At 27.9% G+C, this 587-nt stretch carries 1 protein-coding gene; it reads left to right on the top strand.

The features are described from left to right. Nucleotides 1–30: 30 nt before the first annotated feature. Nucleotides 31–587: GerAB/ArcD/ProY family transporter (locus C9J29_RS23940; protein WP_336603301.1), on the top strand; the 557-nt coding region annotated here is incomplete at its 3' end.

Below are 587 nucleotides of genomic sequence, written 5' to 3'. Positions count from 1 at the left end.
TCATCAACGTTCGTCTCACTCAAATTTACAATTATTTGGGCAGAAGAAAGTTTTAACTCTGATTATCCATATTTTATTACAGTTATTTTATTTATATTATTATGCTTTTATGGTTCCCTAAAAGGGATCAAAACTATTGCTATCCTGTCATTGATTATTTGTTCACTATACATTTTTTTATTTGTACTCCTCAATTTAGGGAACTCAATGAACAATGAATACGAACTATTATTACCAGTAAATACAAGTAATAATCCGTCCATTTTATGGGGAATATTATACATATGTATTGGTATTTTAGAAATGGGCTTTATTTTAATCGTTTTAAATAGTTATGTAAAAGAGCAAATGAAAAGGACAGGAATACTCGTTTTCTCTATTATGTTTGTCTTATTAGTTTTTATCGCTATTGTGACTACTGTATCTGAATTTGGCATTTATCTCACTAAAAAAATGCTCTTTCCTATAAACGAGCAATGGAGAGTTTTGTCATTTGGTAAGTACTTTACAAGATTAGATTCTTTATCTGTTCTCCAAATATTATCAATGGCTTTTATTCGTATATGTTTATTTATGTATATTGTGTC

Source organism: Lysinibacillus fusiformis (assembly GCF_003049525.1).
In the GTDB taxonomy this organism is placed as follows: Bacteria; Bacillota; Bacilli; order Bacillales_A; family Planococcaceae; genus Lysinibacillus; species Lysinibacillus fusiformis.
The sequence above is the reverse complement of the archived record's forward strand: the minus strand, read 5'-3'. Positions and strand labels throughout refer to the sequence as shown.